Source organism: Amycolatopsis sp. cmx-4-61, from assembly GCF_046548775.1.
Classification (GTDB): domain Bacteria; phylum Actinomycetota; class Actinomycetes; order Mycobacteriales; family Pseudonocardiaceae; genus Amycolatopsis.
The window spans coordinates 294,142-317,347 of record NZ_JAEBEI010000002.1; the positions used below are offsets into that span (position 1 = coordinate 294,142).

Here is a 23,206-nt window from a genome sequence, read left to right on the forward strand (position 1 = left end):
CGATGCGGACGCGGAAGCGGGCAACGCGGTGGCGAACCGGGCTCGGTGACTTTTCGGACTGTCTGCTGGCGGGGTTGCTCGTCGCACTGGCGTCGGTGCCGGTGGTGACGGCGGGCCCGGCGTTCGTGGCGGGCTGCCGGGTGCTCGACCGCGCCCGGCGGGGCGTCGGGAGTCCACTGTGGACGACGTTCTGGGCGGACTTCCGGTCGGTGGTCCGCGGCGGGGTGGGCTTCGGGCTCGGGTGCCTGGTGGCGGTGGTGCTGTTCGCGGTGGACCTGGAGGTGGTGGCGTCGATGCCGGGCGCGGGAGTGTTGCGGCCGGCGTTGGGGGCGCTGGCCGCGGCGGGGGTGGTACTGGCCGTGCGGACCTGCGAGCTGGTGGCCACCGGCGCCCCGGCCTGGTGCCGGGCGTTCGGCGCAGCGGCGCGGGAAACCGCGGCCGACCCGAAGAACGGCCTGCTCCTCGCCGCGGCGCTCGGGATCGCCGGACTGCTCGTCTGGATGCTCCCGATCCTTGCCCTCGTGGTGGCCGGGCCGCTCGCCCTGGCCGCGGTCGCGACCGGCGGCCGCCGATGAGGCCGCACGTCGTCGTCTTCGGCACGGCCGGTTACGCGGCCCACCACCTGCGCCGGGCCCGCGCCCGGCACGACCGCGGCGACCTGGTGCTGGCCGGCGCCTGCGACATCCGCGAACCCTCCGCGGCGGCCCGTGCCCTCCTGCCCGAAGGCGCCGTCATCACCCGGGACGCGGCCGAACTGCTCGCCCGCACCACCCCGGACATCGCCGTGGTGGCCACCCCGCCGCACACCCACCTGCCGCTGGCCAGGCTGGCTCTCACCGCGGGCTGCCACCTGCTCGTCGAGAAGCCGCCGGTGCTGGACCTCGCGGCCTTCGGCGAGCTCACCGCGCTGGCCCGCGGCCGCGCCTGCCAGACCGGCTTCCAGAGCTTCGGCTCGGCCGCCGTCCCCGTCGTGCGGGCGGCCATCGAAACCGGCGAGATCGGCACGGTCACCGGCATCGCCGCCGCGGGCGCCTGGATCCGGCGGGACCGCTACTTCGCGCGCGCCGAGTGGGCCGGCCGCCGCCGCGTCGGCGGGCAGCCGGTCGTGGACGGCGCCCTGACCAACCCGTTCGCCCACGCCGTCGCCACCGCGCTGCTGGTCAACGGCACCGCCGACGTCCCGCCGGAGCGGATCGCCGTCGAGCTGTACCGGGCCCGGGACATCGAGTCGGACGACACCGCCTGCGCGCGGCTGGGCTTCGCCGGTGCGCCGGACGTCGTCGCCGCCGCGACCCTCGACGCCGAGGCCGACCACGAGCCGTACGTGCTGGTCCACGGCACAAAAGGCCAGATCCGCTGGCACTACAAGACGGATCTGGTCACCATCGGCGACCGGCGGCTCCCGGTCGCTCCGCCGCGGGACCTGCTGGCCAACCTCGTCGGCCACCTGCGCGACGGCGAGCCGCTGCTGGCGCCGCTGGCCGTGACCCGGGCGTTCACCGCGCTGGTGGAAGCGGTCCGCGACGCGCCGGAACCGCTGCCGCTGCCCGCCGAGTGGGTCGAGACCGTGGACACCGGGCCCGACCGGCACTTCGTCGTGCCGGGCGTCGACCGCGCCGTCGACACCGCGGCCGAGCGGCTCGCGCTCTTCTCCGAACTCGCCCTGCCCTGGACCGGGGCCGCCGCTTCACCGGATCGAGAGAGGTGATGGCCGTGCGCCGCCACGCGATCGTCGGCCTGGGTTCCCGCGCCCAGCTGTTCGCCCAGGCACTGGCCGCGTCGCCGCGAGCCGGGCTCGCGGCCTTCTGCGACCGCAACGAGACCCGCATGCGGGTCCACAACGGCTGGCTGGGCACGGAGATCCCCGGCTACCGGCCGGAGGACTTCACCGCCATGCTGGCGAAGGAGCGCATCGACGTCGTCGTGGTGTGCACGCCGGACCACACGCACGCGGACTACGTCGTCGCCGCGCTCGAGGCCGGCTGCGACGTCGTCACGGAAAAGCCCATGACCACCGACGTCGAGGGCGCGCGGCGGATCCTGGCCGCCCGCCGCGAGACGGGCCGGTCGGTGCGGGTCGCGTTCAACTACCGGTACAACCCGGTGCACCGCCGGGTGCGGGAACTGCTGGCCGGCGGCGCGATCGGGGAGATCGGCTCGGTCGAGTTCAGCTGGCTGCTCGACACCGCGCACGGCGCCGACTACTTCCGCCGCTGGCACCGGGACAAGGCCAACTCCGGCGGCCTGCTCGTGCACAAGTCCGGCCACCACTTCGACCTCGTCAACTGGTGGCTCGGCCGTGGGCCGGAGACGGTGTTCGCGCTGGGCCGGCTCTTCTTCTACGGCGACAGAACCGACCACCGTGCGGCCGGTGACCGGTTCGCGCTGGATCTCGACGCCTCGCCCAGGCTGCGCGCGCTCTACCGAGACGCCGCGCGGGAAGACGGTTACGTCCGCAACCAGGACGTGTTCGCGCCCGGGGTCACCATCGAAGACGACCTGTCGGTGCTGGTGCGCCACCACGGCGGCGCGGTGCTGAACTACCACCTGCACGCGTATTCGCCGCGGGAGGGCTACCGGGTCGCGTTCTCCGGCAGCGAAGGGCGGCTGGAGCTGGACGTCCGGGAGAACGAGTACGCGGCCGGCGCCGAGCCGGTGCCGGAGCCGGGGCGCGCCCGGCTGACCGTGCAACGGCACTGGGAGCCGCCGGAGACCGTGTTCGAGGGGCTCCTCGGCGACGGGCACGGTGGCGGCGACGAGCGGATGCTCGCCGAGCTGCTGGGCGACGCCGAACCGGACGCGCTCGGCTGCGCGGCCGACCACGACGCCGGCCTCCAGGCCCTGCTCACCGGGCTGGCCGCGAACCGGTCCCTGGAAACCGGCCGGCCCGTGTCCGTCGGCGAGCTGCTGGCGGAGATCGGGGAACCGGCGTGAGCCGGGCCGCGGTGGGGGACAGCACGCCGGCGGCGACCGAGGAGCCCGACGGCCGGGTGTGCGTGCGCCTGGGCGACCTCGTCCTGGCCGAGTACGTCGTCGAGCCGCCGACGCCGGCCGGGGACTCGCCGAAGCCGTACCTGCACCCCCTGCGCACCACGGCGGGGGAGACGGTGACCGCGGTCCGCCCGCACGACCACACCTGGCACAACGGCCTGCAGTTCACCATGGCCCACCTCTCGGGCGAGAACTTCTGGGGCGGCCGCACCTACGTCCGCGGCCGCGGCTACACCCCGCTCGACAACAACGGCATCGTCGGCCACGTCCGCTGGGAGAGCATCGACGACGCCGGCGGGCACTGCGAGCTGCGGCACGAGCTGGCCTGGCGCACCGCGGCCGGCCGGCGCTGGCTCACCGAGCACCGGACACTGCGCTTCGGCGACGTCTCGCTGCGCGGCGGCCACTGGACGCTCAGCTGGTCCAGCCGGCTGCGCAACACCAGCGGCCACGAGCTGCGGTGGGGCAGCCCGGTCACCGAAGGGCGCGACACCGCCGGCTACGGCGGGCTGTTCTGGCGCGGGCCGCGCTCGTTCGTCGGCGGCACGGTCCGGACGTCGGACGGGAAGTCCGCGGCCGACGCGATGGGGCACCGGGCGCCGTGGCTCGCCTTCACCGGGCAGCACGACGAGAGCCTGCGGACCTCGACGCTGCTGTTCGCCGACAGCCCGGCGAACGCGGCCCACCCGACGGCCTGGTACGTCCGCAACGAGCCGTTCCCCGTGGTCAGCTTCGCCGCGACCTACCACCGGCCGTGGCTGCTCGAACCGGGCGAAGAGCTGACCCTCACCCACCACGTCGTCGTCATCGACGGCGCCCCGGACCCGGCCGGGCTCGCCCGGCACGCGGCGCGGGTGCGCACGAGACCGGACACCGACTGAAGGAGCCGACATGCGCTGGAAGGCTTTCGCGGGGTGCCTCGCCCTGCTCGGACTGACGCTCACCGCGGCACCCGCGTCCGCGCACGGCCGCGACCCCGGCCGGGTCGTGCTCGGCGCGCACGACGGCTGGGCCGCGGCGACGACCGGCACCACCGGCGGCGCGGCCGCCGCCCCGGCCGACGTCCGCGTGGTGACCAAACGCTCCGAGCTGGCGGCCGCGCTGGCGGCACACCCGGGCGCGCCGAAGATCGTCTACGTCCGCGGCACGATCGAAGGCAACGTCGACGCCGCCGACCGGCCGGTCGGCTGTGAAAGTTTCGCCGATCCCGGCTACAGCCTCCCGGCGTACCTGGCCGCGTACGATCCCGCGACCTGGGGGAGAGTGCCGCCGTCCGGGCCGCTGGAAGAAGCCCGTGCGCGGTCGCAGGCCAACCAGGCGAAGCAGGTCGTCCTCGACGTCGGCCCGGACACGACGATCGTCGGACTCGGTGGCCACGCCACGCTGCACGGGCTGACCCTGCGCGTCACCGGCGACAACGTGATCCTGCGGAACCTGCACCTCTCCGACGCCCACGACTGCTTCCCGCAGTGGGATCCCCTCGACACCGCCGACGGCAACTGGAATTCCGAGTACGACAACCTCGACCTGGTCGGCGCGACGCACGTGTGGGTGGACCACAACGAGTTCAGCGACGGCGGGAACGACACGCAGCCGACGTACTTCGGCCGCAAGTACGAGGTCCACGACGGCCTGCTCGACATCGTGAACGGTTCGGACCTGGTCACGGTCTCCTACAACCGGCTGCACGACCACGACAAGACCATGCTGATCGGCAACACCGACAAGCCCACCTACGACGTCGGCAAGCTGCGGGTCACCCTGCACCACAACCTGTTCTCCGAGATCGGCCAGCGCGCGCCGCGCGTGCGGTACGGCCAGGTGCACGTCTACGACAACCTCTACCTGGTCGAGGACCCGGCCGCGTACACGTATTCGATCGGGGTCGGCGTGCAGTCCCGGATCTACGCGGAGAACAACTTCTTCCGCATCCCGGCGGGGCTGCCACTGGGGCAGCTGGTGCACTACTGGAAGGGCACCGTGCTCCACGCGACCGGGACGCTGGTGGCCCAGGGTAACCAGTGGCCGCGCGCGGTGGACCTGGTGGCCGAATACAACGCGGCCAACGACCCGGATCTGGGGACCGACGTCGGGTGGACGCCCCCCTTCGCCGACCGCCTCGACCCGGCGTGGGCGGTCCCGGCACTGGTGCTCACCGGCGCCGGTCCCGGCCGCTGAACCATTCGACACTTTCGGTGTTTTCAGAAAACCCCCGCGCGCGGCGACCATCCGGGCGACATGCGCGGCGCTGCGGCGAACGACATTGACACGGCCTGTCCGCCACCCGAAACTCTGGGACGAGAAAGCGCTTTCACAACCCGGTCGGACGTTTTCCATCAGCGCCGATTGAAGCTCGAGACCAGGGAGTGACGAAATGATCCCCCCAGTACTGTCCCGGTTCGTCCGGGTGACGGCGGTCGCCGCGCTCGTGGTTTCGGCGGCGGCCGGCACCGGCGCCACCGCGTCGGCCGCCTCCTGGCCCACCCCGAGCAGCAGCGTGCCGGTACCGAAGACGATCAAGGTCACCAGCGGCACCTACGACGGCGGGCTCAAGCGGTTCTACGGCACCGGCGACCTCGGCACCGGCGGCCAGAGCGAGGACCAGGGCCCGATCTTCGAACTGTCGAACGGAACGACCCTGAAGAACGTCGTCCTGGGCAGCCCCGCCGCCGACGGCGTGCACTGCCTCGGCACCTGCACGCTGCTCAACGTGTGGTGGGAGGACGTCGGCGAAGACGCCGCGACCTTCAAGGGCACCTCCGCCTCCCAGACGATGACCATCGACGGCGGCGGCGCGCGCAAGGCCTCGGACAAGGTGTTCCAGCACAACGGGCCCGGCACGATGTACATCCGCAACTTCCAGGTCGGCGACTTCGGCAAGCTGTACCGCTCGTGCGGCAACTGCAAGACGCAGTACAAGCGCAACGTCGTCGTGGACAACGTCACCGCCACCGCGCCGGGCAAGGCGCTGGTCGGCATCAACACCAACTACGGTGACACCGCGAAGCTGACGAGGATCACCATCGTCGGCGACTCGAGCCGCAAGATCGAGCCCTGCACGAAGTACAAAGGCGTCACCAGCGGCGAGCCGACGAAGACCGGCAGCGGCCCGGACTCGACGAACTGCCTCTACACCGCGGCCGACATCACCTACAAGTAACCGACCCGCGCCGGGGGTGGCGGCCGCCGTCCGCCTGCCCCCGGTGCGTTCCACCGTGGAGGCGTCATGTTCAAGACCCTGCTCGTCGCGTCGGTGCTCGCGTCGCTGACCGCCCCGCCGGCCGGTGCGGCGGCCGCGAACGTCGTCGTGGCGAAGGACGGATCCGGGAACTACACCACTGTCCAGGCCGGGATCAACGCGGTTTCGGCCGGCGGCACCGTCTCGGTCAAACCCGGGACCTACCGCGAAGTGATTTCGGTGCCGTCGGGCAAGACCGGCCTCACCCTGCGCGGGACCACCGGGAAGGCCGCCGACGTCGTCGTCGACTACGACAACGCCAGCGGCACCAAGAAGCCCGACGGGTCGACGTACGGCACGTCCGGCAGCGCGACCGCGACGATCGCCGCGAACGGCTTCACCGCGTCCGCGCTGACCTTCCGCAACTCCTTCGACCGCGCGGCCCACCCGGAGATCAAGGACACCCAGGCGGTCGCGGTCAAGACCACCGGCGACAAGATGGTTTTCGACAACGTCACCTTCCTCGGGCACCAGGACACGCTCTACGCCGACACCGCGGCCGTGGGCACCGTCGGCCGCCAGTACTACCGCAACTGCTCGATCAGCGGCGACGTCGACTTCCTCTTCGGCCGCGCGACCGCGGTGTTCGACCGGGCGACGATCACCGCGCTCGACCGCGGTTCGAGCAGCAACAACGGTTTCCTGACCGCGGCCAGCACCCGGCGGTCGAACCCGTACGGCTTCCTGATCGCCGGCAGCCGCGTGCTCAGCTCGGCCGCCGCCGCGAGCTTCTACCTGGGCCGGCCGTGGCACCCGAGCGGGGACGTCGACGCCGTCGCCCAGGTCCTGATCCGCGAGACGTCCCTCCCGGCGGCCATCAAGCCGGCGCCGTGGACCGACATGTCCGGGTTCTCGTGGAAGGACGCGCGGTTCTCCGAGTACCGCAACACCGGCCCGGGGGCGGGGACCGGCGCCGACCGGCCGCAGCTGCCCGCCGCGCAGGCCGGGAACTACACCGCGCAGAAGTACCTCGCGGGCAGCGACGGGTGGAACCCCGTGCACTGATCCTGTATAACGACCTATACGTCCCTCGATGAAAGCGGTCCCATGCGCCGGTTCCTGGCCCTCGTCTTCGCCCTGCTCGTCACAAACGGGCTTTGTGCCGCACCGGCGACGGCCGGCCCGGCGAAGCACCAGGTCACGTTCGACAGGTACTCGCTGATGCTGGACGGCCGCCGCCAGGTCGTCTGGTCGGGGGAGTTCCACCCGTTCCGGCTGCCGAGCCCGGACCTCTGGTGGGACGTGCTGCAGAAGATGAAGGCCACCGGCTACACGGCGGTCTCGATCTACTTCGACTGGAACTACCACTCGTCCGCGCCCGGGGTGTACGACTTCACCGGCGTCCGGGACATGGACCGCGTGCTCGACCTCGCCGCCGAAGCCGGGCTGTACGTCATCGCGCGGCCCGGCCCGTACATCAACGCCGAGGTCACCGGCGGCGGGTTCCCGGCGTGGCTGGGCACCCAGGCCGGCCGGGCCCGCAGCGACGCGCCGGACTACCTCGCCGCGGCCGACGAGTGGCTGACGCGGATCGACCGGATCATCGCCCGCCACCAGTACACCGACGGCCGCGGTCCGGTGATCCTCTACCAGATCGAGAACGAACTGGCCGCGACCGGGACGGCGCAGCGCACCTACGTCGCCCACCTCCACGACAAGGTGCGGGCCGACGGGATCACCGTTCCGGTCTTCCACAACGACAAGGGCCGCAACGGCATCTGGGTGCCGCCGGACTCCGGTGTACCGGGCACCGTGCCGGGGAAGGTCGACCTCTACGCCTTCGACGGCTACCCCGGTGGCGCCTGCCGGACCGACGCGACGCCGGGCAGCCCGAACGCCGCGCCGGACTGGGGCACCTACGGGCCGGGCGGGGCGAAGGGCGGCGCGAGCGCCTCGCCGAACACGCCCGGGTTCGTCGCCGAATTCGGCGGCGGCTGGTTCGACTACTGGGGCAGCAACGGCACCTACCCGTGCACCGCGGTCCGGCAGGGGCCGGGCTACGAGCGCGTCTTCTACGGCACCAACCTGGCGAACGGCCTGACGATCCAGAACTTCTACATGACGTTCGGCGGCACGTCGTGGGGCGGGCTGCCGGCGCCGGTGGTCTACAGCTCCTACGACTACGGCGCGGCGATCGACGAAGGACGTCAGCTGCGGCCGAAGGCGTCGACGATGAAGGAGATCGGTTCCTTCCTGGCCACCGTCCCCGATCTGGCCAAGATGGACCGCGGGACGTCGGTGACACCGTCGTCGGCCGCGGTGAAGGTCTACCACAACGTCAACCCGGACACCGGGGTGCACTTCTACCTGCCGGTGCACTCGCCGTCGAACGCGACGACCGACGACAGCTTCACCTTCCCGCTGTCCACTTCGGACGGCGAGTACACCGTGCCGGTCCGGCTGCACGGCCAGGACGCGAAGTTCCTCGTGGCGGACTTCGACGTCGCCGGTCAGCACCTGGTGTACTCGACGTCGGAGCCGATGGCCCGGGCCGCCGGGACCGTGCTGCTGCACGGCCGGCCGGGGGAGGACGGCGAGACGGTCCTTCGGTACGCGACGCAGCCGCGCGTGGACGTCCTCGCCGGGGCCGTCACGGCGAGCTGGTCCGGTCACGACCTGCGCCTGGCCTACCGCCACGACGGGCTCGCGCGCGTCCGGATCAGCGGCGGCGGCCGCCCGGCCGTCACGCTGCTGCTCGCCGACGACGCCACCGCGGACAGTTTCTGGCCGGTGGGTGGCCTGCTCGTGCGCGGGCCGGACCTGGTCCGGACCGCCCACGCCGGGGTCGCGCTGACCGGCGACACGAAGGCACCGCGGGAGCTCGAGGTGTGGGGTGCGCGCGGCCCGCTGCTGTGGTGGAACGGCAGCCCGGTGCCGGTGCGGCCGACGGCGTCCGGCAGCGTGCTCGCGCTGCGGCCGCTGCCCGGCCCGGCCGACCCGCGCCTGCCCGAGCTGACCGGCTGGCGTTCGGCGCCCGGCTCGCCGGAGGCGGAACCGGGGTACGACGACTCGGGCTGGCCGGCCGCGGACCGGACCACGACGAACAGCACCACCCCGCCGCCGGCCGGGCAGCCGGTGCTGACCGCGGACGACTACGGCTTCGGCGTCGGGGACGTCTGGTACCGCGGCCGGTTCACCGGGACGCCGGGGGAGCGGGTCGCCCTGCGCTACGGCGGTGGGGGTGCCGGGATGCTCCAGGCGTGGCTGGACGGGCAGTACCTCGGCGAGCACGTCCTGCCGTCCGGGCTGGCCGCGCCGCCCACGACCGGCACCGCGGAGTTCGCGGTGCCCGAAGGCCTGCGCGGCGACGGCCCGCACGTGCTGTCGGTGATGGTGCGCAACAACGGCCACAACGAAGACGGCGGCGTGAACGACGCGCACAAGGAGGGCCGGGGCCTCATCTCGTCGTCGCTGACCGGCGTGGCGTGGAAACTGCAGGGCGGGACGGCGGACCCGGTGCGCGGCCCGCTGAACAGCGGCGGCCTGGCGGGCGAACGGGCGGGCTGGCACCTGCCCGGCTTCCCGGACCGCGCGTGGGCGCCGGCGGCGGTGCCCGCGCCCACCGCTTCGCCGGGGACGACCTGGTACCGCACGACGTTCTCCCTGCGGGTACCGCGTGATCAGGACACGTCGGTGGGCCTGACGATCGGCGACCCGGCCCGGCCCCGCTCCGGTGGTCGCTATCGGGCGCTGGTGTTCCTCAACGGCTGGAACGTCGGCCAGTACATCGGGGACGTCGGGCCGCAGCACACGTTCGTGCTGCCGACCGGGATCCTGGACCCGCACGGCCAGAACACCCTGGCCCTGGCGGTGACCAGCGACGGCGGGCCGGGCAACGGGCTGGAGAAGGTCGTCCTGACCGACCTGGGCACGGCCCGGGGCGGCGTCGGGGTCCGGCCGGTGTTTTCACCGGGTTGGCGGAGGTGAGGCTCCGGGCGTTTGGCGTCGACGGTCGTGGGGTAGTGGGTGATCGCCCGTCGTTGACTGCCGTGAAAGGAGCCCCTGGATGAGCACCCTCGACCCGTCCGCGCTGCTGCTGACCGCGACGACCGCGGAGCCCCGCCCGGGAACGCTGCGGGTCACGGTGACGGGCGAGATCGACATGGCCACCCGCAGCCGCTTCGACGCCGAACTGGACCGCGCGGTCGCCGCGGCCCCGCACCGGCTGGTGGTCGACCTGCTCGGCGTGGCGTTCTGCGGCGTGACGGGCATGGCCTCGCTGGGGCGGCTGCGGGCCCGGTGCGCGGAGGCGGGAATCGACCTGGTCCTGAAGCCGTCGCCCGTGGTGCGGCGGGCTCTGGACCTCGCGGCGGTCGCGCCGCTGTTCGGCCTGGAGGACCGGCAGGACCAGCTCATCGCCCGCTGACCAGCGAGCCGGGGCCTGCGCCCCGGCTTCGGCCGCGCGGAACCGGCCGGCGCGGATGGCCAGCATGACGTTGGGCGCTTCGGCCACGAACCCGGCCGCCAGGTGCTTGCGTTCGGCCAGCAGGTTGGCGAGCTCGCCGAGGCGCCGTTCGGTGTGCGGGTCCCCGGCCAGGAACCCGTCGACGGCGTCCCACAGCACACTCATCACCAGGTCGGTGCGCCGTCCCGAGCGCACCCCGACGAGCTCGGTCGCGAGTGCCTGCGGCAGCACCGTGTGGTCCGGGCCGAGCAGGCAGTGGTGGGCAGGCTCAGCGCCTCGGCGTGTGGCTGACCGACATCGGCGGTCTCGACCGCCCCCGGGCGGCCGAGGTGCTAACCGCCTCGGCCCGCGCGATCCTGCGTGCGGCCCTCGACCCCGTTAGCTGATCGGCACCGTCGCGGTGCACGACACCGTGCCGTTGTCGAACGTCGCGGCCGCCGTGCCCGCGGACGTGACCGGCACGGTGGTGGCCGACGGCATCGTGAAGGTGGTACTCCCGGTCGTCGGTGCCGACCGGGAGTACACCGTGCGGGTCGTCGTTCCGCTGCGGTAGGAGATCTGCAGCCGGACGCTGCCCGCGACGTCGCCGATGTACGGCCCCGAAGTGGTGTACCCGCCGAGCATGCGGTGGTAGCCGCCGTCGGTCTCGTACCGGAGGGTGAACGTGCCGCTGTAGCCGTCCGCGTGGCAGGCGGCCGTCCGCTGGACGGTCGTCGCCGCCTCGGCCGGCGCCGCCAGCACCGTCGTGCCGGCCAGCAGTGCCACCAGCCCGGCCTGTACCGCAGTCTTCATGGGTTCCTCCCGCTCGCTCGCGTCGTCATCCTGCCCGGGGCCGCTTCCGTTCCGCTTCCCCGCACGCGGCGGTGCGGACCAGGCGGACGGACGAGGCGGACGGGGCGGGCGGCGTGGTGCAGCAAGGCGTGCCCGGCCGACCCGTCCACCCCGGCGACGATCGGCAGTCCGCCGACCCCAACCGGGACGGGAATTCACCGGATGGCTCCGGCGACCACTCAGCCGACTCGCGTGTCGGGAGGGTCGACTCGCGTGTCGGGAGGGTCGACTCGCGTGCTTGAAGGGTCGACACGCGTGTCTGGAGGGTCGACACGACCGGGCGCGGCCGACGGGCTGGGGACGGCGGGCGTCCGGTCGCGGGTGGGACCCGGGTCCGGCAGGATCTGCGGCGTTCGTCCCTGACTCCCGGAGGAGGCCGATGGCGGTGCTGGTGGTGGCCGCGGCGGTGCTCGGCCTGCTCGTCGGGTCGTTCCTCAACGTCGTCGTCCACCGGGTGCCGCGCGGCGAATCCGTCGTCCGGCCGCCGTCGCGCTGCCCGGACTGCGGACGGACCGTCGGGGCCCGGCACAACGTCCCCGTCCTCGGCTGGCTCGTCCTGCGCGGCCGGTGCGCCGGCTGCGGGTCCCCGATCAGCGTCCGGTACCCGCTGGTCGAGGCGGGCACGGCCGTGCTGTTCGCGCTGCTGGCCCTGCGGCTCGGCCCGCCGGACCTGCCCGCGTTCCTGTACTTCGGCGCGATCGGGATCGCACTGGCCCTGATCGACCTCGACTGCCGCCGCCTGCCGAACGCGATCGTGCTCCCGTCGTACCCGGTCCTGGCCGTCCTGCTGACGGCGTCGGCCTGGTGGCGCGGCGACGGCTGGTCGCTGGCCCGCGCCGGCGTCGGCGGCGCCGCCCTGTTCGCCTTCTACCTCCTGCTCGCGCTGGCGTACCCGGCCGGCATGGGCTTCGGCGACGTCCGGCTCGCGGGCATCCTCGGCGGCGTCCTCGCGTACCTGTCCTGGGGCGCGCTCCTGATCGGCGCGTTCGGCGGGTTCCTCCTGGGCGCGGTCGCCGGCGTCGTCGTGCTGGCCTCCGGCAAGGGCAGCCGCAAGACCGCCCTGCCGTTCGGTCCCTTCATGATCGCCGCCGCGCTGGTGGCGGTCTTCGCGGCCGGCCCGCTCGGCCACGCCTACCAGCGGCTGACCGGCCTCGCCTGACCGTCATCGGTTCCCCGACCAGCTCAGCACCGACACCTGACGCGCGCCCGGCCCGCCGGGCGGCCGGGGGTAGGCGAGCTCGAGCTGAGCGCGTCCACGAGGTCGGTGCCTTGCAGGGGTTCGAGGTACGTTCCGGAGTCAGCAGGCGGCCACCTCCACCGAGCGCGTCCCCTTCCAGGGGCCGGCCGTCGCGCGCACGCTGACGTACACCTTGTTGTTGCCCGGCAAGGGGATGGTGGCCGACGTGGTCGTGGTGGTGCCCGCCGTCGAGACGGGCCCGCCCGCGCTGGTCGCGGTCAGGAGCTCGAACCCGGGCGGCAGCGCCGCCACCGGGTAGGACCAGTGGAGCGTGGCCGAGGGGCCGCCGTTGCTGCTGTTGCACTTCGCCGAGTCGACGATCGGCTGGCCGGGCGTCTGCAGCTTCAGCGCCGCCGCGTACCCCGTGCCGGGACCGGGCTTGAGCCAGGCTGCCTCGGCCCGGGCGGCGCCGACCGCGAGCAGGCCGGTGGCCACCGTCGTCCACGCCGTGGCCACCACGGCGGCCGCGAAGACCACCCGCGGCGTGCTCATCCGCTCACCACCGTGACCGTCACCGGGATGGCGAACAGGGCGCCCTGGCAGCCGTCGTCCGACGCCGTGCTCATCGACACCGCGCCCGGGAGGGTGAGGGTGGCGCTCCCGCCCGCGGGCACCGGCGTGTTCGGCGACTGCGCGGTCCAGGTCACGCCGGTCGTGGTGCAGGTGCCGGCGCCGCCGGACCCGGTCGGCGTCCCGTTCGCCACCACGCTGCCGACCTTCACCGGGTAGGGATTCGGGTTGTTCACCAGGAGCTTCGCCTCGCCCGCCGGTCCGCCGGGGTAGAGCAGGCCGCTGGTGAACGCCGAGGCGGCGACCGTCCCGGTCGTCGGGGCGGAGGCGGTGCCGGCCTTCGCGTTCGCGGCACCCGAACCGGAGCTCGTCCACGCCGCGACGGCGATCCCGCCGCCCAGCGTCGCGCCGACCACCGTGGTGACCACGAGCACGCGGCGCAGGGTCGGGTTCTTCATGGCTTGACCGCCGTTCCTGTGTAGGTCAGGGGAAAGGTGACCGACCGGCACGCCTCGGGGGTGCCGGGCAGCATGTGCGTGGTGAGGGCGACGTCGGTGGTGCCGTTGCCGGCCACCGTCACCGGCCGGGCGAGCGCGTCGAGCCGGACCGAGGCCGCCGGGCAGGCCGGGACCGGACGGCCGCGGCCGTCGACGGGGGTGCCGACCGTGGCCGTCACCGTCTGGACGAGGATCGGGAAGTTTTCGGCGTTGGCCAGCCGGACCCACCGGCTGCCGGTCGCGCCGGGAACGAGCGCGGTGGCCCGGCCGGGCACGTCGGCGATGCCGAACTGCTTGATGCCGTTGCCGTTCGCGGTGTTCGCCACCGGCGCGGGGCCGATCGCGGACCACCCGAGGACGACGGCCGCGGACGCGCCGGCCGCAACCGTGCTCCGCCACCTGGACATCGGGCCGCCGTCCGGCGCGCTCAGGCGTTGGACGCGAGGGTGGCGGTGAGCGGCAGCACGAAGGTCTGGCCCTTGCAGGCGTCGGTGGCGCCGCCGCTCATCTGGGCGTGCACGGTGTAGGTGCCGCTGCCCTTGGCCGCGATGGTGCCGGTGGTGCTCGCCGGGGCGGCGCTGGTGACGGTGCCGGCGGCGCAGCCGTTGACCGCGTCCGAGGAGCCGGAACTGATCGAGGTGACGACGACGGGGTAGTCGTTGGGGTTGGTGATGGTGACGGTGAAGTCGGTGCCGCCGCCCGGGTAAAGGGCGCTACCCGAGCCCGCGGGCGTGATCGCCGAGTTGACCGAGGTGGTCGAGGCGACCGAGCCGGTGCCGGCGCCGGAGCTGGACCAGGCGGCGTAGGCGACACCGGCGACGACGACCACTCCGGCGACGCCGAGGACGACCGCGGACCGCTTGCTGACCTTGCGCATGAGTTCTCCTTGGAGCTGGTTCGATCGGGAGGGCCGGGGCTCGGTCGCGGTCCGGCCGGTCCGGGTGGACCGTCACGAAGAGTGTGCAAATTCACGATCGGGTTGTACCGCGGGCGACCGGCCCGACTGCGTGGGCCGGAGGTCCCTTGATCCGCGTCCCGGGACGTGTTACGCGCGCGGGATCGGGCCGCGAGAAAGTCGTTCCACCGCGAAAAAGTTCCGATGCGCGACCGTGACCTGCGACTTTACCGACCCGACCGGCCGAATGGCGGAGACCGTCCCGTGATCTTGCCGGAGGCGCCCGGTGATCTCGGCACCCCTGTCGGGCGGGCCAGGCGCCCACGTCGGGGTGATAACGGTTCGTGACAATTCTTCGGCTGATGAGTAACGCTTGGCCGGGCTGGTCAGCCGAGGTCGGCGTTGTCCCGCAGCCGCCGCAACACGAGGGCCAGGTGGAGGCGGAAGCGCCCCGACGGGGAGTCGACCTCGAAGCCCAGCACCGCTTCGGCGCGGGCCAGCCGGGCGGGCATGGTGCTGTGGTGGCGGTGCAGGGCGGCGGCCGCCTTGCGGGCCGATCCCGTGGCGCACAAGGCGTCCAGGGCCGCCAAGGTGTCGGCGCCGTGGTGTTCGGCCGCCAGGCGGTCGAGCGCCCGGACGTCGGGCAGTTCCGCGAGTTCGGCCGGGCCGAGCTTGCCGGCGAACGCGGCCAGTCCGCCCAGCCGCTCCCACCACACGACCGGCTCCGCGGCCGAGGTGAACCGCAGCGCCGTCCGGGCCGCCGTCCAGGAGCGGGCGACGTCGATGGCGGGCCCCTCCGGGCCGATGCCCGCGCGGGCACCGTCGGGCAGCGAGGCGACTTCGCCGGGCAGCAGGACCGCCCGCACCCCGCCGAGGTGGGCGGACCGCCCGGCGAGCGCGTCGACGCCCGTGCCCGCCAGCACGCGCAGCCGGGTCGCCGGGCCGAACCCGAGCAGGTGCAGGGCGCGTGCCCGGTCGGCGGTGCCGGTGCTTTCGGACAACACGAGTTCGACCAGCGCCGGATCCCCGAGCTCGGGCCGCGGCACACCGGAGTGCTCCAGCAGGATCGCGACGGCGATGGCGAAGCGTTCGAGCAGCATGTCGTCGAGCGGGAGGGGCGAGCCGTCCCGCGCCACCCAGACGACCACACCGCCGTCGAGGGCACGCGTGGCCGCCCCCGGGGGCGCGGTGGCCGGCGTCCGGACGTCCCCGCCGGGCGAAGCGCACAGCGACAGGCCCCGGCCGGGAGCATGTACCCCGACGGGGCAGCCGGCCAGTTCGGCGGTGCTGCGAACGAGCGCATCGAGGTCGGCGCGCCCGGTGATCAGCCGATCGAAGAACCCGATGACCCGCACGGCGTTCTCGGCGTCGGCATCGAGCCCGGACAGCCGCAGCAGCAGCCCTTTCATCCCGCCACGATAGGCGCGCCCACCACCGGAAGGCGAGGACGACCGCCGGTCGGGAGGTTCGGTTCGGCGATCGTCGGTGGTTGGTCGGCGGGATGGAGTTGTGATGGCCGCGGCCGGTAGGTGGGCTACGCCGCGACCTGCCGGTCGCCTGGGTGGTCCGGCGGTGCTTGCGGCGGTTCGGCGACGGCTGCCCCGCCTTTCGCGGGGCTGCGGGACTCGCGGCGGCGGCGCGGCCGCCCGCCAGGTCACCCCGCCCGACCGCCAACCCCCCGCAACACTCCGCCGTCTGGCTGGCCATCGCCCCGCAACCCCCGCCGCCTGGCGGTGGCCCGTGTCGCGCCGCTCGGCCCATGATCAAGGCATGACCTACGCGATCGATCCCGAGTTGCTGCCGTGGCTGGACATGCTCCCGGCCGTGACCCTCACCGACCACGAGTCCCTGCTGGCCGCGCGTTCCTCGATGGCGCAGCTCCGGGACGTCGTTCCCGGCTACGAACCCGCCCCCCCCGTCGACGTCCGCGACACCGCCGTGCCCGGGCCGTCCGACGCCCCCGATGTCCCCGTGCGCGTCTACTCGCCGGCGGGCCGCTCCGCCGCGCTGCCCGGCCTGCTCTACATCCACGGTGGCGGTTTCGTCATGGGCGACCTCGACACCTTCGAAGCCCACCTGCTGCGCCTGGTCGACGAACTGGGGATCGTGGTCGTCTCGGTCGACTACCGCCTAGCCCCCGAACACCCGTTCCCGGCTCCCGTCGAAGACTGCTACGCCGCCCTCAGCTGGGTCGCCGCCAAGGCCGATGAGCTGGGCATCGATCCCGCCCGGCTCGGCGTCGCCGGAGAGAGCGCCGGGGGTGGCCTGTCGGCCGCGGTCGCGTTGCTCGCCCGCGACCGCGGCGGCCCGCAGCTGTGCTTCCAGTACCTCGGCATCCCGGAGCTCGACGACCGGCTGGACACCCCGTCGATGCGCGCCTACACCGACACGCCGGTCTGGAACCGGCCCAACGCGGTGTACAGCTGGACGAGCTACCTCGGCGCGGAACCGGGCGGCCCGGACGTCTCGCCCTACGCCGCCCCGGCCCGCGCCGCCGACCTGTCCGGCCTGCCGCCCGCCTTCGTGACGACGTGCCAGTTCGACCCCCTCCGCGACGAGGGCATCGCCTACGCGCAACGGCTCGCGCACGCGGGCGTGCCCGTCGAACTGCGCCACTACCCGGGCACCTTCCACGGCTCCAGCATGGTCGAGACGGCCGGCGTTTCCCGCCGGATGTTCGCCGACGAACTCGACGCGCTGCGCCGCGGCCTCGGCGTCACCGGCTGACCGGGACGCGCGCAGGCCGGACGCGGCCTGCGCGCGCATGGTCAACCGGCCGGGCTGACGTCGATCAGCACCTTCCCGGTGACGCCGTCTTCCGACGCGGCGTGCGCTTTCGCCGTCTCGGAAAGCGGGAACCGGTGGACCGGCACGCCGTGGTCTTCACCCAGCCGCAGCGCGCCGTCGGCGAACGCCGCCGTGATGTCCTCGGTGCCGGCCCGCAGCTTGTCCTCGCCCACCGTGTACAGCACCAGGAACTGGTACCGCGCGTTCAGCCACAGCGCCTGCCCGAAGTCGAGGCTCAGCGTGCCGGTGCCGCGGTCGTCGCCGTAGGCCGCGACCGTGCCACGGGGGCGCAGCACCTCCGTGTGCAGCTTCGCGTTCACCCCGGCCGCGACCTCGACCACGACGTCGACGCCGTCGGGGGCGACCTCGCGGATCCGGGCGCCGAGGTCCGGGTCGGGGTAGCGCAGCACGTGGTGCGCCCCGGCAGCCCGGGCGAGAGCGGCCTTCTCCTCGCTGCTGACCGTCGCGAGGACCGTCGCCCCGGCCCAGCGGCCGAGCTGGATCGCCGCGTTGCCGACCGCGCCGGCCCCGCCGCTGACCAGCACCGTGCGGCCCTCGAGCGCGCCGGGGGAGAGCCGCGCCGGGCCGTCCTCGGCGACCGTCAGCGCCCGGTGCGCGGTCAGGGCCGGGACGCCGAACCCGGCGCCCTCGTCGAAGCCGGTGCCGTCGGGCAGCCGCACCAGCTTCGCGGCCGGGAGCACCGTGTACTCCTGCGCGGTGCCCGACCCGGGCCCGTGGGCGCCGGCGATGACCGTCCAGACGCGGTCGCCGGGGGCGAAGGCGGTGACGTCGGGGCCGACGGCGTCGACCACGCCCGCGCCGTCCTGGTTCGGCACGGTTTCGGGGACTTCGGTCCCGGGCTCGGCACGCAGCCCGCTGCGCGCCTTCCAGTCCGTGGGGTTGACCGCGGACACGACGATCCGCACGCGCACCTCGCCGGGGCCCGGGTCCGCGACGGGCCGCTCGGTCGGTTCCAGGACTTCCGGTCCGCCGTGACGGCGGTAGACGACTGCTTTCATGCCGGGTGCAATCCGCGTGCGGTCCGGGATATTCCCGCCGTCTCCGGAAATGCGCGCCGGGAAATCGGTTTTCGGCCGGCGGAAAGGCAGAAAAGCGCGTCGCGCGGGTGGTCCCCCGGCCGGGCGATTTTCGGGGCTCGTGTCAGCGGAATCGGCGGCCGTCGCAGAAACTGGGCGCGTGGGAGAGGAAAAGCGCCCCCCGGCGGACGAGCGGCCGAAGCGCGATGACGGCGAGCCGACGCCGATCTTCGACGCCGTGTTCAATGCGATGCGTGCGCGGGCGAATACGGCGGATCCGGCGCGGGAGCCGGAGGAATCCCCGCGGTGAACGGACCGCCGAAGTGCGGCACGTCGTTCGACGTCCGCAGCGGACATGTAGCATCCCGGGTGCCCGAACACCCGGGGCCGAGGAGTGAGCCGTGGCCGGCGTCGTCGACAGCATGATCGCCGCCGAGTACGCGGCGGGCGCCTCGATCTCGGAGCTCGCCGAGCGCTGGGGAATCGACCCCCGGCAGGTCGTCGAGCGCATCTCGGCCGCCACCCGCTCCTGAGCCCGGCACCCCGGCTCAGATCGCGCGTTCCCCCTTGCCCAGCACGACGATGCCGCCCTCGCTGACGTGGTAGTGCCCGCGGTCGCGGGCCAGGTCGACCCCGATGTGCGCGCCCGCCGGGACCACGACGTTCTTGTCCAGGATCGCCCGCCGCACCACCGCGCCGCGGCCGACCCGGGCGCCGTCGAGCAGCACCGAGCCCTGCACCACCGCGCCCTGCTCGACGATGACGTCGGGGGAGAGCACGGAGTCGACGACCTGGGCCCCGGAGATGATGCAGCCGTTGCTGACGATCGACTGGTTCGCCGAACCGCCTTCGACGAACTTCGCCGCCGCCCGCTGGCCGGGGTGGGCGAGGATCGGCCACCGCCGGTTGTAGAGGTTGAAGATCGGGTGCGTCGAAATGAGGTCGGTGTGCGCCTCGTAGTAGCTGTCGATGGTGCCGACATCACGCCAGTAACCGTGGTCGCGTTCGGTTTCCCCGGGCACGACATTGGTGTTGAAGTCGTAGACGGCGGCCTCGCCCGATTTGACCAGCGCCGGGATGATGTCGCGGCCCATGTCGTGGTGTGAAGCGGCGTTTTCCGCGTCGGCGTAGAGGGCTTCCAGCATCACCTTCGTCGTGAAGATGTAGTTCCCCATGGACACGTACGCCTCTTCGGGCGAGTCCGGCAGGCCCGGCGGCTCCGCGGGCTTCTCCATGAAGGCGTCGATCATGAGCCCGTCGGTGGTCCGGATGACGCCGAACGAGCTCGCCTCCTTCCGCGGCACCCGGATGCCGGCGACCGTGACGCCCGCGCCGGAGGAGATGTGCGCCTCCAGCATCTGCCGCGGGTCCATCCGGTAGATGTTGTCCGCGCCGAACACCGCGATGTACTCGGGGTTTTCGTCGTGAACGAGGTTGAGGCTCTGGTGGATGGCGTCGGCGCTGCCCTGGTACCAGCGCGGGCCCAGCCGCTGCTGCGCGGGCACCGGCGTGACGTACTCGCCGGTCAGCGAGGACAGCCGCCACGTCGTCGAGATGTGCCGGTCGAGCGAGTGCGACTTGTACTGCGTCAGCACGCACAGCCGGCGGATCCCGCCGTGCACCAGGTTGGAGAGCACGAAGTCGATCAGGCGGTGCGTGCCGCCGAACGGCACCGCCGGCTTCGCCCGGTCCGCCGTCAGCGGCATCAGGCGCTTGCCCTCCCCGCCCGCGAGCACGATGCCCAGGACATGGCATTCGCTGTTCACAGCGACCTCCCGCACGCCTCGTAGAGGGCGACCGTCCGCTCGGCGATCGCCTTCCAGCCGAACTCGCCGACCGCGCGCTCGCGGCCGGCGGTGCCCATCGCGGCGGCCCGGTCCGGGGAGCCGACCACTTCGTTCAGCGCGGCGGCCAGGCCCGCCTCGAACGCCTGCGCGTCCTGTTCGTCGTAGTGCACGAGCAGCCCGGTGCGGCCGTCGTCGACGACCTCCGGGATCCCGCCGACGTCGCTGGCCACCACCGGGGTGCCGCACGCCATGGCCTCGAGGTTCACGATGCCGAGCGGCTCGTAGACCGACGGGCAGGCGAACACCGCGGCGTGGGTGAGCAGCTGCACGACCTCGTCGCGCGGCAGCATCTCCGGGATCCAGCGGACGCCGGTGCGGGTCTTCTCCAGCTCGGCGACCAGCCCGCGGAACTCGGCGTCCAGTTCGGGCGTGTCGGCGCCGCCGGCGCACAGCACCAGCTGGACGCCGGGGTCGAGCTTCGCGCCGGCGCGCACCAGGTGCGGCACGCCTTTCTGCCGGGTGATCCGCCCGACGAACAGCACGTACGGCCGGTCGGGGTCGATGCCGTGCTTGGCCAGCGCGTCGGTGCCGGGGTCGGGGCGGTAGAGGGTGGTGTCGATGCCGTTGTGGATCACGTGCACGCGCTCGGGCGGCACCGCGGGGTAGGCGGCCAGGACGTCCCGGCGCATCCCGCCGCTGACCGCGACGATGGCGTCCGCGGACTCGTAGGCCTCGCGCTCGATCCACGACGAGACGCGGTAGCCGCCGCCGAGCTGCTCGGCCTTCCACGGCCGCAGCGGCTCGAGGGAGTGCGCGGTGACGACGTGCGGGATGCCGTGGGTCAGCTTGGCCAGGTGCCCGGCCAGGTTCGCGTACCAGGTGTGGCTGTGCGCGAGGTTGTGACCTTCGAGGGCGTTCGCCATGGAGACGGCGATGTCCATGGTCGTGAACGCGGGCTGGCGGTAGCCGTGCGGGTCGGTGTGCCCGGTGGCGTCGGGGCGGTCCGCGCCCCAGCAGTGCACGTCGAGGTCGACCAGCGGTCGCAACTCCCGGGCGAGGAACTCCACATGGACCCCGGCTCCGCCGTAGACCTCCGGCGGGTATTCGCGGGTGAGCAGGCCGACCTTCATGATGCGAACCCTAGGGCAGCACGGGGTCGCGGCGCAGTCTGGCGGACCGGGGAATTCGGCGAGTTTTCCGTCACTGCCCGGGTGATCCCGGCTCCGGCGGGGGCGGCACCCGCCGCACTGGACCGGACCAGCCGCCCGTCCGGTCCGCTCCGCCGGGCCGGCGGCACCGGGCTCATCAGCGGTTTCGCCGCCGGGCGGACTCCACTGTGGACGCACTGCCGACGGCCCGGCGCCCGGCCGGACCACCGGCGGGGGCGGCGCGCGGCCGGATGGAACGGCCGGTCAGGACGGGATGGCACCCGGCCCGGACCTCGCCGCGGGCCGGCGGCGCCACCGGTCAGCCTTCGACGGCCGCCCGGGCGGCGTCCACCCGGGCGTGCAGCGGCAGCAGGCGGTCCAGGCCCAGGATCTGCAGCGGCCGGGCGACCGCGGACTCGCCCGCCGCGATGGCGTAGGGGACCCCGCGTGCCCCGGCGTCGCGGAAGGCCTCGACCAGGACGCTGAAGACGGTCGAGTCGCAGAACGTCGTCCCGGTGAGGTCCGCGACGACCCCGCGGGCGCCGGCGTGGATCGGGCCCAGCAGCGCCTGCCGGAGGCCCGGGGCGCGGTCCTGGTCCAGCTGGCCCGGGCAGTGGACGGTCACGATGCCGTCGTCGGTCGTGGTGGTGAGGCCGGGCGTGCTGTGGTGGTCCGTCATCGCTTCCTCCTACCGAAAGTGGTACCCAGGAGGCCGCCAGATCACGCAACCCGGGCTGCGACGTCCGGAGCGTCGATGCGCAACCGTTGCGACGCGGTATGGTGACAGGGTTTTCGGCAGGCCACCGACCGCGGCGGCCCGGATCCGGCCGAGGAGCGGTTCCACCGGCCGTCGCGTCCAGTATGGCCTGCGTGTCTTCGCCGGTGAGCCGGCGGGGGCATCGCTAAACTTCGGCAGTTCGCGGTCCGCGAGGCGAAGGGGCGAGGCGAAGGGGCACGGTGGAACCCGACAACGACGCGTCACCCGTCGCCGGGGCCTGGGCGCCCGGCAAGGTGGCCGAGCTGCTCGGCGTGTCGCCGGTGACGTTGCGCAGCTGGAGCGCGCGGTACGGGATCGGCCCGGCCGCCGGCACCGGGCGCCACCGGCGCTATTCCGACGCGGACGTCCGCCGTCTCCAGCACATGCAGCGGCTGGTCGCGCGCGGGATGCCGGTGCGGGAGGCGGCGGAGGCGGCGTTCGGCCGCGCACCGGCGGGGCTCGAGGTGCCGGCGTCCCGGCGTGCGCGCGAGCTCGCCGACGCCGCGGACGAGCTCCGGTACGCCTCGGTGGCGGGGCTGCTCGACGAAACCCTGGGCACGCTCGGCCCGGCCGCGGCCTGGACCGACGTTCTGGCGCCTGCCCTGCGCGGCCTCGGCGACCGCTGGCAGCGCGGCGACGCGTGTTTCGCGTCGGAATGGGCGCTGACGTCGGAGATCTCGCTGGCGTTCGAGCGGTTCAGCCGCCGTTTCCCGGCGGCGGTGCCGGGCCGGCCGGTGCTGCTGGCCTGCTGTCCCACGGAACGGCACTCGCTGCCGATCGAGGCGCTGCGGGCCACGCTGGCGGCGGCCGCGGTGCCGGTCGCCTACCTCGGCCAGCTGGTTCCCGCGGAGACCGTGGCGGACCTGGCCGCCCGCCTCGACCCGGTCCTGGTGCTGCTGTGGTCGACGGCCGCGAACACGGCCGACGACCTCCTGGCGGCCCGGATCCGCGCCTTGGGGTGCGAAGTGGGCACGGCGGGCCCGGGCTGGGAGCACCTGGGCGACCGGGGGTACCGCTGGGTGAACGACCTGGTTTCGGCGGTGGAGCTGGCGGTCGAGCACGCCGCCGTCTGACGGCCGTGTGGGG

At 73.6% G+C, this 23,206-nt stretch carries 24 protein-coding genes; 14 read left to right on the forward strand and 10 right to left on the reverse strand.

Features of this window, described 5'->3' with window-relative positions:
- Window positions 1-2: 2 nt before the first annotated feature.
- From ACLJOU_RS09825 to ACLJOU_RS09865, 9 genes are all read left to right on the forward strand, one after another.
- A complete protein-coding gene (locus tag ACLJOU_RS09825; protein ID WP_410565398.1) occupies window positions 3-575 on the forward strand; it encodes a DUF624 domain-containing protein in 573 nt (190 codons plus the stop codon).
- Window positions 572-1,708, forward strand: coding sequence for a Gfo/Idh/MocA family protein (locus tag ACLJOU_RS09830; RefSeq protein ID WP_410565401.1), 1,137 nt, complete (start codon window positions 572-574; stop codon window positions 1,706-1,708). The genes ACLJOU_RS09825 and ACLJOU_RS09830 overlap by 4 nt, the downstream gene beginning before the upstream one ends.
- Complete coding sequence (locus ACLJOU_RS09835; protein ID WP_410565403.1) at window positions 1,708-2,934, forward strand: Gfo/Idh/MocA family protein; 1,227 nt, start codon at window positions 1,708-1,710, stop codon at window positions 2,932-2,934. Before ACLJOU_RS09830 ends, ACLJOU_RS09835 begins: the two co-directional genes overlap by 1 nt.
- Entirely contained in the window at window positions 2,931-3,872 is a 942-nt protein-coding gene (locus ACLJOU_RS09840; protein ID WP_410565406.1) for a PmoA family protein, read from the forward strand. Before ACLJOU_RS09835 ends, ACLJOU_RS09840 begins: the two co-directional genes overlap by 4 nt.
- Window positions 3,873-3,882: 10 nt before the next feature.
- Window positions 3,883-5,169: a polysaccharide lyase family 1 protein gene (locus ACLJOU_RS09845; RefSeq protein ID WP_410565408.1), complete on the forward strand. Its 1,287-nt coding sequence runs from the start codon at window positions 3,883-3,885 to the stop codon at window positions 5,167-5,169.
- A gap of 211 nt (window positions 5,170-5,380) precedes the next feature.
- Window positions 5,381-6,151, forward strand: coding sequence for a pectate lyase (locus tag ACLJOU_RS09850; protein ID WP_410566679.1), 771 nt, complete (start codon window positions 5,381-5,383; stop codon window positions 6,149-6,151).
- Between the two features lie 66 nt (window positions 6,152-6,217).
- Window positions 6,218-7,234 (forward strand): pectinesterase family protein, encoded by a 1,017-nt coding sequence (locus tag ACLJOU_RS09855; protein ID WP_410565411.1) that lies wholly within the window; start codon window positions 6,218-6,220, stop codon window positions 7,232-7,234.
- 42 nt (window positions 7,235-7,276) lie between these two features.
- A complete protein-coding gene (locus ACLJOU_RS09860) occupies window positions 7,277-10,156 on the forward strand; it encodes a beta-galactosidase (RefSeq protein WP_410565413.1) in 2,880 nt (959 codons plus the stop codon).
- Between the two features lie 79 nt (window positions 10,157-10,235).
- A complete protein-coding gene (locus ACLJOU_RS09865; RefSeq protein WP_410565416.1) occupies window positions 10,236-10,595 on the forward strand; it encodes an STAS domain-containing protein in 360 nt (119 codons plus the stop codon).
- A gap of 417 nt (window positions 10,596-11,012) precedes the next feature.
- Here ACLJOU_RS09865 and ACLJOU_RS09870 read toward each other — a convergent pair whose 3' ends face one another.
- Complete coding sequence (locus ACLJOU_RS09870) at window positions 11,013-11,426, reverse strand: hypothetical protein (protein WP_410565419.1); 414 nt, start codon at window positions 11,424-11,426, stop codon at window positions 11,013-11,015.
- A gap of 418 nt (window positions 11,427-11,844) precedes the next feature.
- Between ACLJOU_RS09870 and ACLJOU_RS09875 the strand changes: the two genes are divergently transcribed.
- Window positions 11,845-12,624, forward strand: a complete 780-nt coding sequence (locus ACLJOU_RS09875) for a prepilin peptidase (protein WP_410565422.1) — start codon at window positions 11,845-11,847, stop codon at window positions 12,622-12,624.
- A gap of 138 nt (window positions 12,625-12,762) precedes the next feature.
- Here ACLJOU_RS09875 and ACLJOU_RS09880 read toward each other — a convergent pair whose 3' ends face one another.
- The 5 genes from ACLJOU_RS09880 to ACLJOU_RS09900 all read right to left on the reverse strand — a co-directional run bounded on the left by ACLJOU_RS09880 (window position 12,763) and on the right by ACLJOU_RS09900 (window position 16,013).
- A complete protein-coding gene (locus tag ACLJOU_RS09880; protein ID WP_410565425.1) occupies window positions 12,763-13,194 on the reverse strand; it encodes a hypothetical protein in 432 nt (143 codons plus the stop codon).
- Window positions 13,191-13,670, reverse strand: coding sequence for a hypothetical protein (locus ACLJOU_RS09885; RefSeq protein ID WP_410565428.1), 480 nt, complete (start codon window positions 13,668-13,670; stop codon window positions 13,191-13,193). The genes ACLJOU_RS09880 and ACLJOU_RS09885 overlap by 4 nt, the downstream gene beginning before the upstream one ends.
- Entirely contained in the window at window positions 13,667-14,116 is a 450-nt protein-coding gene (locus tag ACLJOU_RS09890) for a hypothetical protein (RefSeq protein ID WP_410565431.1), read from the reverse strand. Before ACLJOU_RS09890 ends, ACLJOU_RS09885 begins: the two co-directional genes overlap by 4 nt.
- Before the next feature lie 20 nt (window positions 14,117-14,136).
- Window positions 14,137-14,586, reverse strand: a complete 450-nt coding sequence (locus ACLJOU_RS09895) for a hypothetical protein (RefSeq protein ID WP_410565433.1) — start codon at window positions 14,584-14,586, stop codon at window positions 14,137-14,139.
- A gap of 404 nt (window positions 14,587-14,990) precedes the next feature.
- Window positions 14,991-16,013 (reverse strand): helix-turn-helix domain-containing protein, encoded by a 1,023-nt coding sequence (locus ACLJOU_RS09900; RefSeq protein ID WP_410565436.1) that lies wholly within the window; start codon window positions 16,011-16,013, stop codon window positions 14,991-14,993.
- A gap of 361 nt (window positions 16,014-16,374) precedes the next feature.
- Between ACLJOU_RS09900 and ACLJOU_RS09905 the strand changes: the two genes are divergently transcribed.
- The gene (locus ACLJOU_RS09905; protein ID WP_410565439.1) at window positions 16,375-17,331 is read left to right on the forward strand and encodes an alpha/beta hydrolase; all 957 of its coding nucleotides are present in this window, start codon (window positions 16,375-16,377) and stop codon (window positions 17,329-17,331) included.
- A gap of 41 nt (window positions 17,332-17,372) precedes the next feature.
- On the opposite strand, the gene ACLJOU_RS09910 is transcribed toward ACLJOU_RS09905, so the two are convergent.
- Window positions 17,373-18,410 carry an NADPH:quinone reductase gene (locus ACLJOU_RS09910; protein ID WP_410565442.1) on the reverse strand — a complete coding sequence of 346 codons (1,038 nt, stop codon included), beginning with the start codon at window positions 18,408-18,410 and terminating at the stop codon, window positions 17,373-17,375.
- A 178-nt stretch (window positions 18,411-18,588) separates the two neighbouring features.
- On the opposite strand from ACLJOU_RS09910, the gene ACLJOU_RS09915 reads away from it, so the two are divergent.
- Both ACLJOU_RS09915 and ACLJOU_RS09920 read left to right on the forward strand, forming a co-directional pair.
- On the forward strand, window positions 18,589-18,738 hold the full coding sequence (locus ACLJOU_RS09915; RefSeq protein WP_410565445.1) for a hypothetical protein: 150 nt from the start codon (window positions 18,589-18,591) through the stop codon (window positions 18,736-18,738).
- Between the two features lie 91 nt (window positions 18,739-18,829).
- On the forward strand, window positions 18,830-18,961 hold the full coding sequence (locus tag ACLJOU_RS09920) for a hypothetical protein (protein WP_410565448.1): 132 nt from the start codon (window positions 18,830-18,832) through the stop codon (window positions 18,959-18,961).
- Between the two features lie 15 nt (window positions 18,962-18,976).
- Here the strand turns inward: ACLJOU_RS09920 and glgC are convergent, their stop codons facing one another.
- From glgC to ACLJOU_RS09935, 3 genes are all read right to left on the reverse strand, one after another.
- The gene (gene glgC / locus ACLJOU_RS09925) at window positions 18,977-20,194 is read right to left on the reverse strand and encodes a glucose-1-phosphate adenylyltransferase (protein WP_410565451.1); all 1,218 of its coding nucleotides are present in this window, start codon (window positions 20,192-20,194) and stop codon (window positions 18,977-18,979) included.
- Entirely contained in the window at window positions 20,191-21,345 is a 1,155-nt protein-coding gene (gene glgA, locus ACLJOU_RS09930; protein WP_410565454.1) for a glycogen synthase, read from the reverse strand. Before glgA ends, glgC begins: the two co-directional genes overlap by 4 nt.
- Before the next feature lie 337 nt (window positions 21,346-21,682).
- Complete coding sequence (locus ACLJOU_RS09935) at window positions 21,683-22,042, reverse strand: STAS domain-containing protein (RefSeq protein WP_410565457.1); 360 nt, start codon at window positions 22,040-22,042, stop codon at window positions 21,683-21,685.
- Between the two features lie 278 nt (window positions 22,043-22,320).
- On the opposite strand from ACLJOU_RS09935, the gene ACLJOU_RS09940 reads away from it, so the two are divergent.
- Complete coding sequence (locus ACLJOU_RS09940) at window positions 22,321-23,193, forward strand: MerR family transcriptional regulator (protein WP_410565460.1); 873 nt, start codon at window positions 22,321-22,323, stop codon at window positions 23,191-23,193.
- Window positions 23,194-23,206: the final 13 nt, after the last annotated feature.

What these genes read in the sequence shown, in the direction of transcription:
- ACLJOU_RS09905 (WP_410565439.1), top strand. Translation starts at nt 16,375, where the DNA reads ATGACCTACGCGATCGATCCCGAGTTGCTGCCGTGGCTGGACATGCTC.
- ACLJOU_RS09855 (WP_410565411.1), top strand. Translation starts at nt 6,218, where the DNA reads ATGTTCAAGACCCTGCTCGTCGCGTCGGTGCTCGCGTCGCTGACCGCC.
- ACLJOU_RS09935 (WP_410565457.1), bottom strand. Translation starts at nt 22,042, where the DNA reads ATGACGGACCACCACAGCACGCCCGGCCTCACCACCACGACCGACGAC.
- ACLJOU_RS09870 (WP_410565419.1), bottom strand. Translation starts at nt 11,426, where the DNA reads ATGAAGACTGCGGTACAGGCCGGGCTGGTGGCACTGCTGGCCGGCACG.
- glgA (WP_410565454.1), bottom strand. Translation starts at nt 21,345, where the DNA reads ATGAAGGTCGGCCTGCTCACCCGCGAATACCCGCCGGAGGTCTACGGC.
- ACLJOU_RS09895 (WP_410565433.1), bottom strand. Translation starts at nt 14,586, where the DNA reads ATGCGCAAGGTCAGCAAGCGGTCCGCGGTCGTCCTCGGCGTCGCCGGA.
- ACLJOU_RS09890 (WP_410565431.1), bottom strand. Translation starts at nt 14,116, where the DNA reads ATGTCCAGGTGGCGGAGCACGGTTGCGGCCGGCGCGTCCGCGGCCGTC.
- ACLJOU_RS09900 (WP_410565436.1), bottom strand. Translation starts at nt 16,013, where the DNA reads ATGAAAGGGCTGCTGCTGCGGCTGTCCGGGCTCGATGCCGACGCCGAG.
- ACLJOU_RS09875 (WP_410565422.1), top strand. Translation starts at nt 11,845, where the DNA reads ATGGCGGTGCTGGTGGTGGCCGCGGCGGTGCTCGGCCTGCTCGTCGGG.
- ACLJOU_RS09835 (WP_410565403.1), top strand. Translation starts at nt 1,708, where the DNA reads ATGGCCGTGCGCCGCCACGCGATCGTCGGCCTGGGTTCCCGCGCCCAG.
- ACLJOU_RS09830 (WP_410565401.1), top strand. Translation starts at nt 572, where the DNA reads ATGAGGCCGCACGTCGTCGTCTTCGGCACGGCCGGTTACGCGGCCCAC.
- ACLJOU_RS09825 (WP_410565398.1), top strand. Translation starts at nt 3, where the DNA reads ATGCGGACGCGGAAGCGGGCAACGCGGTGGCGAACCGGGCTCGGTGAC.
- ACLJOU_RS09865 (WP_410565416.1), top strand. Translation starts at nt 10,236, where the DNA reads ATGAGCACCCTCGACCCGTCCGCGCTGCTGCTGACCGCGACGACCGCG.
- ACLJOU_RS09885 (WP_410565428.1), bottom strand. Translation starts at nt 13,670, where the DNA reads ATGAAGAACCCGACCCTGCGCCGCGTGCTCGTGGTCACCACGGTGGTC.
- ACLJOU_RS09845 (WP_410565408.1), top strand. Translation starts at nt 3,883, where the DNA reads ATGCGCTGGAAGGCTTTCGCGGGGTGCCTCGCCCTGCTCGGACTGACG.
- ACLJOU_RS09860 (WP_410565413.1), top strand. Translation starts at nt 7,277, where the DNA reads ATGCGCCGGTTCCTGGCCCTCGTCTTCGCCCTGCTCGTCACAAACGGG.
- ACLJOU_RS09910 (WP_410565442.1), bottom strand. Translation starts at nt 18,410, where the DNA reads ATGAAAGCAGTCGTCTACCGCCGTCACGGCGGACCGGAAGTCCTGGAA.
- ACLJOU_RS09880 (WP_410565425.1), bottom strand. Translation starts at nt 13,194, where the DNA reads ATGAGCACGCCGCGGGTGGTCTTCGCGGCCGCCGTGGTGGCCACGGCG.